The sequence below is a fragment of the Intrasporangium sp. genome, from assembly GCF_051961875.1.
In the GTDB taxonomy this organism is placed as follows: Bacteria; Actinomycetota; Actinomycetes; order Actinomycetales; family Dermatophilaceae; genus Intrasporangium_A.
Map to the genome: position 1 here is coordinate 1 of NZ_JBQCCV010000036.1, position 7,108 is coordinate 7,108.

Consider the following 7,108-nt stretch of genomic DNA (forward strand, 5'->3'; position numbering starts at 1 on the left):
GACGACCGAGGTCACCGCCGACAGGGTCACCCGTCGTGGGGGCGTGCGGCTGCTTCCCGGCCTGCCAGGTGGCCGAACACCAGCCCGAGGGAGATCGTCCCTCCGGCGCCTCCGTAGAAGCCCTTCGTGGGGGCGCCACCGGCGTTGCCAGCGGCGTACAGGCCCGGAATGACGTTGCCTTCCGTGTCCAGTGCGTGCCCGAGCGCGTCGGTCTTCGGGCCCCCGACGGTGCCGAGCGCGCTGGCCTCGACCTTCAGCGCGTAGTAGGGCGCGGTGTCGACCGGCCCCAGCACACTGGACTGCGGGCTCCTCAACACGGGTCGGATGATCTTCGCCAGCGGCCCGACCACACGGGCACGCACGCGCTCAGGATCGTTCTTCTGCGCGACCCGTCCCGCCAGCTTGCTCACGATCGGACCGACCGCCGCGGCGACGCGCATGCGGGCCTTAGCGGCGGCAGCCGGGAACTGCGCGTCGGGGGAGTACTTGCCCAACCGCGGGTAGAAGGCACCGAAGTAGCGGTCGAACAAGGTCTCGCCGCGATGGAACTCAGGGTCGCGAGCTCGGCGCGCCTCGGGGTTGAATCGGTCGACGGTGCGGAGCAGGCCGACCTCGTCGACGCCGATCTCGGCTGCCAGCTCGGACAAGGTGTTCGCTTGGTGCAGGTAGTCGGGCACCTCCCCGCCAGGCGTGATGCCGAAGATCCCGAACTTCGTCCAATAGTTCTGGTCGAAGATCAGCCAGGCGGTGGCGTTCGGCATGGTTCCCGTCTGTGGGTCGACCGCCCGCATGATCTGTCCGAACTGGTCATAGGCCAGGGCCTCGTTCGCGAAGCGTTCCCCCTTGCTGTTGACCATGATGCTGTGCGGCAGCGCGCGCTCACCCAGGAACACGCGACTGAGTGGTCGACCCTCCAGCTCCTCGCCGGGCAGCTGCACCCCGGGCATCCACCAGGCATCCTCCATTCCGGTCAGGTCAGCGCCGACCTCTCTCGCCAGCTGCACCGCGATGCCGTCATGACCCTTGGGAGAGACCTGCACGCCGAAGGGAGCGCCGAGGTAGGTCGCCGTCAGATCGGGGGAGCTCTCGAATCCGCCGGTGGTCAGTACGACCCCTCGTCTGGCGCGCACCGTGTGTTCGACGCCGTCGGCCTCTACGATGACCCCGCGCACGCCCGACTCGTCGGTGACGAGTCGCGTCGCGGGCGCCTCGACCCGGACGTCGAAACCATTGCGCAGGCCCGCCTCGAGCAGGGCTCCGACCAACGCCGGTCCGGCGAGCCAGACGTCGTCGATGCCGATCCCACCCAGAAGCCAGAACGGCAGCGGGTTCTTCGCCATGCCCGTCGTCAGGGCCGGCCGCACGAACTCTCGCGCCTCTCCAAGCCCGTCGGGGGAGTACGGGCCAGGGAAGAGCGCGCGTCCGACGGACGCGCCGTCGATGTCGGAGCGGTAGTCCGGCCAGATCGTCGGGATCCAGCCGAAGGAGGTGTGCTCCTCGATGAACCGGGCCACGTGCGGTCCGGTCTCCAAGAACTTCTCCACCAACTCGTGGTTGAGCACCTGATCCCGCCCCTGGCCGTACATGTAGCGCCGCGCCTGCTCCAGGCTGTCCTCCACCTTCAGATCCTTCGTGGAAAAGCCGTGGTTCGGAATCCATGCGGCACCCGCGGAGATCCCGGTCGCGCCGCCCACCAGCTCGCGCGATTCCACAACGAGGACGCGTGCCCCCTCCTTCGCGGCGGTCAGCGCGGCTGTCAGGCCGGCGCCGCCCGACCCGACCACCGCCACGTCCACCTCGTCGGGAAGGCCCTTGACCGCCGCGGTGCCGATGGAGCCACTGAACTGAGTCGAACTGCTGCGCATGTTGTCCTCCGTAGGAATGGGTCGCATGAATGGATCTAGTTGATGATTCAACCATAACAGTTGGGGCCATCAAACTAAAGTCGTTGGGCTAGCCTCACCGCATGGACGGCCATCGAGGCGATCCCGCCGCCGCCGCAGCTGCCCTCGAGCGCGCGGTGCCGATGTTGGTGCGCTGGTTCACCCGCAGCGACGTCCGACGCGCGATGCTCGCGGACACCGACCCGGCCCTCTCGGCGACGGATGCCTGGCTCTTGGGCAGGATCACCGACACCGGTCCCGTTAGGCTCTCGGCGCTCGCCGACTGGCAACAGGTCGACAGGTCGACCATGACCACCCAAGTGCGGCGGCTCGAGGCGATGGGTCTGGTTGCCCGCGGCCCCGACCGGCGAGATGGACGTGCGGTTCTGGTGAGCGCAACGAGCACGGGTGCTGCCCGACACCGGCGAACCAAGCAAACGGCACGGCGTGTGTACGAGCGGCTGCTGGCCGGCTGGTCGGAGGACGACCTGGACGTAGTTGCTCATGCCGCAGCCCGTCTGGTCGAGACCCTCGAGCCGGATCAGTCCAACTCTGCGCCTCATGCCTGAAGCCCCCTCGCGGTAGGGGATTGGTCACCGGTGGTTGGCTGGCTGGTGTGGCTGGTCTCCGAAGGTGTCGAACAGCAGGTTCAGGCCCTCGCTCATGGTCGGGTGGGTCAGCAAGGCATCGCGCACGCTCTGGTAGGGCAGGCCGCCGAGCATCGCCAGCTGCACCGCGGCGATGACCTCACCACCGTTGTGGCCGAGCAGCGCAGCGCCGAGGATTTGGTCGGTGTCGGCGTCCACGACGGCCTTCCAGATGCCGGTGCTGTCGTGGAGTGTCTTGGCGCGGGGGATTGCCGAAACGGGGATCTTGGCGACGCGTACCGTGTGTCCGGCGGCGCGTGCCTGAGTCTCGGTGAGCCCGACTCGGGCCAGCTCGGGGGTGATGAAGATGGTGTAGGGCACGAGCCTCCCGGCGGTGGAGGCTTCTCGCCCGGACAGAAGGGAGCGCAGGATCCGGAAGTCGTTCCACGAGGCGTGGGTGAACTGCGGGCTGCCGGCGACGTCGCCTGCCGCCCAGACGTGCTCGGCGCCAGTGCGCAGGTGGTCATCTACGGCGACGTAGCCGCGGTCGGTGAGTTTTACCTCAGCTGCATCCAGGCCGAGGTCTGCGGTGACGGGGGAGCGGCCCGTGGCGACGAGCAGCTCGTCGCCGGTCAGTGCCGAACCGTCCTCGAGCGTGAGTGTCACTTTTTCGTGGGCTTGTTCGCGCCGCACCGAGGCGGCCCGCGAGCCGAGGTGCAGCTCGACGCCCTGGTCGGTGAGGATCTGGGCCACCTCGCCGGCAACGTCGGGATCCTCTCTCGGCAGTAGCTGCGGGCCGCCTTGGACCAGTACCACTCGGCTGCCGAAGAGGGCGAACATCGAGGCAAACTCGCAGCCGACGTAACCACCGCCGAGGATCAGCAACGTCTGAGGGAGCCGGTCTAGGCGCAGGATGGTCTCCGAGGTCCACACGTCCGCCTCGGCGAGGCCGGGCAGGTCCGGCACTGCCGGGGTCGTGCCGGTGTTGATGACCACATCCTTGCCGCGGATGAGGCGCGTCCCGTCTTCGTTCGTGGCAATCTGCACGGTCCGGGGCGCGACGAATCGCGCGGTGCCCATGATGAAGTCCATGCCGGAGTCGGTAAACATCTTCCGGTGGGCGTCGACCATCCCGCCGACGACCGACTCCTTGTGACGGCGTAGGGCCGCGAGCGAGACAACGCTGTCACCGTCGACCTCGATGCCCATGACCTCGGCGTGCTGGATGGTCAGCATCGTCCTTGCGGATCCCACGAGGGATTTGGTCGGGATGCAGGCGACGTTGATGCAGGTGCCGCCGATCTTGTCGCGCTCCACCATCACGACCGACCACCCGGCCTTGGCGCGGTCCATCGCAAGGGACTTGCCCGCCTTCCCGCCGCCGACCACCAGTAGGTCTACCTCTTCCAGTTCTGCTGCGGGCATGCCAGCTCCTCGTGTTGTTGAACTGATCCGGCGAACTTGTGCGCCCGCCCCGGCTGGTTCGGTAGGTACCGGCTCCAGGCGGACCGGGCAAGGCGGAGAAATGCCGGGCTCGAAGTACTTCGGCGACGTCGCACCAGCTGGGGCCCCGAAAGGGGGAGGGTCAGGACCAGATGTACTCCTCGGCGATCGCGCCGTCGCGCCATCTGGCGACGGTGACCATGCGGCCTCCGCCTTCGAACTCGCCGACCACGCAGGTCCACTCTCCGGAGCCGAAGCGGATCGGGTGGGCGGAGATCTGCGGCGGGCTCCCGCCGGCGGACTCGACGTACGCCTTCATGGCGTCGATGTGTGCCGCGATGCCTTTCGTGGGGGGCTGGCCTTTCCAGTCGACCAGGACGTCGTCGGTGTGGTGCTGTGCGAACACGCCGTCCCAGTCGGCGTTGTTCCACCCGGTGAAGTCGAGGTCGTCCATGCCCTTGAGGTTGCCCTGGACCTGATCGTCGCTCATGAGCGTCTTCTTCCGTGGTGCATGAAGGGTGATGCGAAGCCGGGCGCGGGGACGCGCGGGCATCTGATGAAGGTATCGCCGCGCGGGCCCGGGTGAACAGGGCCGGCCGGCCTTGGATCGGCCCAGCGCTGGCTGGCGGTGGACCGGTGGCGCCACGCGGGCGATGATTGAGGGCGCGGAGTGCGGCGGCCTTGTGGATGAGGAGGTCTCGTGAAGGTTGGCGTGATCGGTGTGGGAGCCGTCGGGTCGGCCGCGACGATGGCGCTGCTGGCGCGGGGCTGCGCCCGCGAGATCGTGCTGGTCGACCAGAACACGGCACGGGCCAACGGTGTCGCTCTGGACATGGATTACGGGCTGCCGCTGCTGCCGCCGGTCGACCTGAGGTCCGGAGGTGCCGCCGACCTGGCCGGGGCCGACCTGCTGATCATCACCGCGGGAGTCAACGAGGCGGCCGGTGGTGCCACCGATCGCAGCGACCCGTCCGGGCGGCTTCGGCTGCTCGCTCGGAACGCCGCGATCTACCGCGGGCTGGTCCCCGAACTGGTCGCGGCCGCGCCGGCCGCGACGATCATGGTGGTCACCGACCCGCCCGACCCGCTGGCGGAACTGACCCGGGTCCTCGCGGGGCACGGCCGGGTGTTCTCCACGGGCACCGTCCTGGACAGCCTCCGGTTCCGGGTTCACCTCGGCCGGGTGTTGCGGCTGTCTGCGGGCGACGTGCAGGCCCACGTGGTGGGGGAGCACGGCACCAGCGAGGTCCTGCTCTGGTCCTCGGCGAACGTGGCCGGTGTGCCCGTGCTGGACATCCTGACTCGCCACGGTGGGCGGGTCGAGGACATCCGCGAAGACGTCGAGTCCCAGATCCGGTACGCCAACATCAGCATCATCGAGGGCACCGGCGCGAGCCAGTACGGCATCGGGGCCGTCGTGGCACGCCTGAGCGAGGCGGTCCTGCGAGATGAACAAGCCTTGTTCACTGCGGCACGCCACGGCCACGATCACCTGACCTGTGCACTCCACTGCACCACGGAACGGACTTACGGGTGCAGGCGGTAGCTCCATACGACCCGGGTCACAGGCGGCTACCCCCAGCATCGGTCCCACCGAGCCGTTGCGCGAGCCACACCGGCACGAGCGACAGGACGACCAGCAGGACCGCGATGACGTTGACGACCGGCGCCTGATTGGGCCTGAAGAGGTTGTTGAAGATCCATATCGGCAACGTCGGGCTGTCGGGCCCCGCGGTGAAGGTCGTGACGACGATCTCGTCGAAGCTGAGCCCGAAGGCGAGCAGCCCGCCGGCCACGAGGGCGGACCGGAGCAGGGGGAAGGTCACGCGGCGGAACGTTGTGAGCGGCCGGGCCCCCAAGTCCGCGGACGCCTGCTCTAGTGACGCGCCCATCCGTCTGAGGCGTGCGGTGACGTTGTTGAAGACGATGACGATGCAAAACGTGGCGTGTCCGACGATGATCGTGAAGAGCCCGGCACCGATGCCGAACACCGGGCTGAGGACGTTCTGGATCATGGACTGCAGCGCGATCCCGGTCACGATCCCGGGCAGAGCGATGGGTAGGACGACGAGGACCGACACGGACTGCTTGCCGAAGAAGTCGAAGCGGCTCAGCGCAAGTGCGAGGAGGGTGCCCAGGACGAGGGCGAGCGCGGTCGCGCCGAGTCCGGCCTTGACCGACGTGAGCAGCGCGTCCCTCGGGCCCTGCGCCGTCAGCGCCGTGGACCACCACTGTGTCGTGAAGCCGGGCGGTGGCCAGCCGAATGTCCGGTCGCTGTTGAACGAGTTCACCGAGACGACGACGAGGGGGACGTAGATGAACGCCAACACCACAGAGGCGAAGATCCAGAGGGAGATCCGTATGCCCCGACCCAACCTCACAGCGTCACCTCAGAGATTCTCGAGCGCGCCGGAGCGGCGCACAGCCAGCAGGTAGAGGACCATGATCACGACCGAGGCGGTGCCGAGCGTCGCAGCGAAGGGCAGGTCGAGCGTGATGTTCTGCAGGACCGCGGTGCCGAGCACCTGGAGCTTGCCGCCGACGATCTGCACCGCGATGTAGTCGCCGAGGCTGAGCGAGAAGGTGAACACCGAGCCGGCCGCGATCGCCGGCAGGAGCGATGGCACGACGACGCGGCGGAACGTCGTGACCGGCTTGGCTCCAAGGTCGGCGGAGGCCTCCAGATGGCTCTCGGGGAGCCGCTCGAACGCCGCGTAGACAGGCAGGATCATGTAGGGCAGCCACAGGTACGACAGGGTCAGGATCAAGGCGGCGAAGCCGTAGCCGGGGGTTGCGCCCACCGTGCCGTCGAGGACTCCGCCCGGCTGAACCATCGCCCGCCAGGCATATGCCTTGACGAGGTATGACGCCCACAGCGGGACGAGCACCGCCGCGAGCAAAGCCCGGCGCAGCGCCGGCGGGGCCACCCGGGCCATGAAGTACGCGAACGGCACTGCGACCATGGCGCACCCGACCGTCACCAGTGCTGCGATGAGCAGGGTGCGCCCGATGATGCCCAGGTAGGTGGCCCCGAAGAGGGTGGCGAAGTTGTCGAGGTTGAAGGACCGCACGACCTGGTTGGTGAACGGGTCGGTCTTGAAGAACGCCGTGGCGAAGATCGCGGCCAACGCTCCGAGGTAGGCGACCACGAGCCAGAGGAGTGGCGGTCCGAGCAGGACCGCCAGTCCCTTGCGT

At 68.3% G+C, this 7,108-nt stretch carries 7 protein-coding genes; 2 read left to right on the plus strand and 5 right to left on the minus strand.

The features are described from left to right. Positions 1 to 26: 26 nt before the first annotated feature. Positions 27 to 1,790, minus strand: coding sequence for an FAD-dependent oxidoreductase (locus ACTHJJ_RS02150; protein ID WP_440301292.1), 1,764 nt, complete (start codon positions 1,788 to 1,790; stop codon positions 27 to 29). Positions 1,791 to 1,966: 176 nt separating this feature from the next. Between ACTHJJ_RS02150 and ACTHJJ_RS02155 the strand changes: the two genes are divergently transcribed. Further along, positions 1,967 to 2,452 (plus strand): MarR family winged helix-turn-helix transcriptional regulator, encoded by a 486-nt coding sequence (locus ACTHJJ_RS02155; protein ID WP_440301293.1) that lies wholly within the window; start codon positions 1,967 to 1,969, stop codon positions 2,450 to 2,452. A 24-nt stretch (positions 2,453 to 2,476) separates the two neighbouring features. Here ACTHJJ_RS02155 and ACTHJJ_RS02160 read toward each other — a convergent pair whose 3' ends face one another. Together ACTHJJ_RS02160 and ACTHJJ_RS02165 are read right to left on the minus strand one after the other, a co-directional pair. Next, the gene (locus tag ACTHJJ_RS02160; RefSeq protein ID WP_440301294.1) at positions 2,477 to 3,895 is read right to left on the minus strand and encodes a dihydrolipoyl dehydrogenase family protein; all 1,419 of its coding nucleotides are present in this window, start codon (positions 3,893 to 3,895) and stop codon (positions 2,477 to 2,479) included. Between the two features lie 160 nt (positions 3,896 to 4,055). Further along, a complete protein-coding gene (locus ACTHJJ_RS02165; protein ID WP_440301295.1) occupies positions 4,056 to 4,403 on the minus strand; it encodes a hypothetical protein in 348 nt (115 codons plus the stop codon). Between the two features lie 210 nt (positions 4,404 to 4,613). Here ACTHJJ_RS02165 and ACTHJJ_RS02170 point away from each other — a divergent pair, with 210 nt between their 5' ends. Next, a complete protein-coding gene (locus ACTHJJ_RS02170; RefSeq protein WP_440301296.1) occupies positions 4,614 to 5,459 on the plus strand; it encodes a lactate/malate family dehydrogenase in 846 nt (281 codons plus the stop codon). Positions 5,460 to 5,475: 16 nt separating this feature from the next. On the opposite strand, the gene ACTHJJ_RS02175 is transcribed toward ACTHJJ_RS02170, so the two are convergent. After that, on the minus strand, positions 5,476 to 6,294 hold the full coding sequence (locus ACTHJJ_RS02175) for an ABC transporter permease (RefSeq protein WP_440301297.1): 819 nt from the start codon (positions 6,292 to 6,294) through the stop codon (positions 5,476 to 5,478). A 9-nt stretch (positions 6,295 to 6,303) separates the two neighbouring features. Then, a partial coding sequence (locus ACTHJJ_RS02180) for an ABC transporter permease (RefSeq protein ID WP_440301298.1) occupies positions 6,304 to 7,108 on the minus strand: 805 nt, incomplete at its 5' end.

Coding starts and splice junctions, on each gene's coding strand:
- ACTHJJ_RS02160 (WP_440301294.1), bottom strand. CDS start 3,895: ATGCCCGCAGCAGAACTGGAAGAGGTAGACCTACTGGTGGTCGGCGGC.
- ACTHJJ_RS02165 (WP_440301295.1), bottom strand. CDS start 4,403: ATGAGCGACGATCAGGTCCAGGGCAACCTCAAGGGCATGGACGACCTC.
- ACTHJJ_RS02155 (WP_440301293.1), top strand. CDS start 1,967: ATGGACGGCCATCGAGGCGATCCCGCCGCCGCCGCAGCTGCCCTCGAG.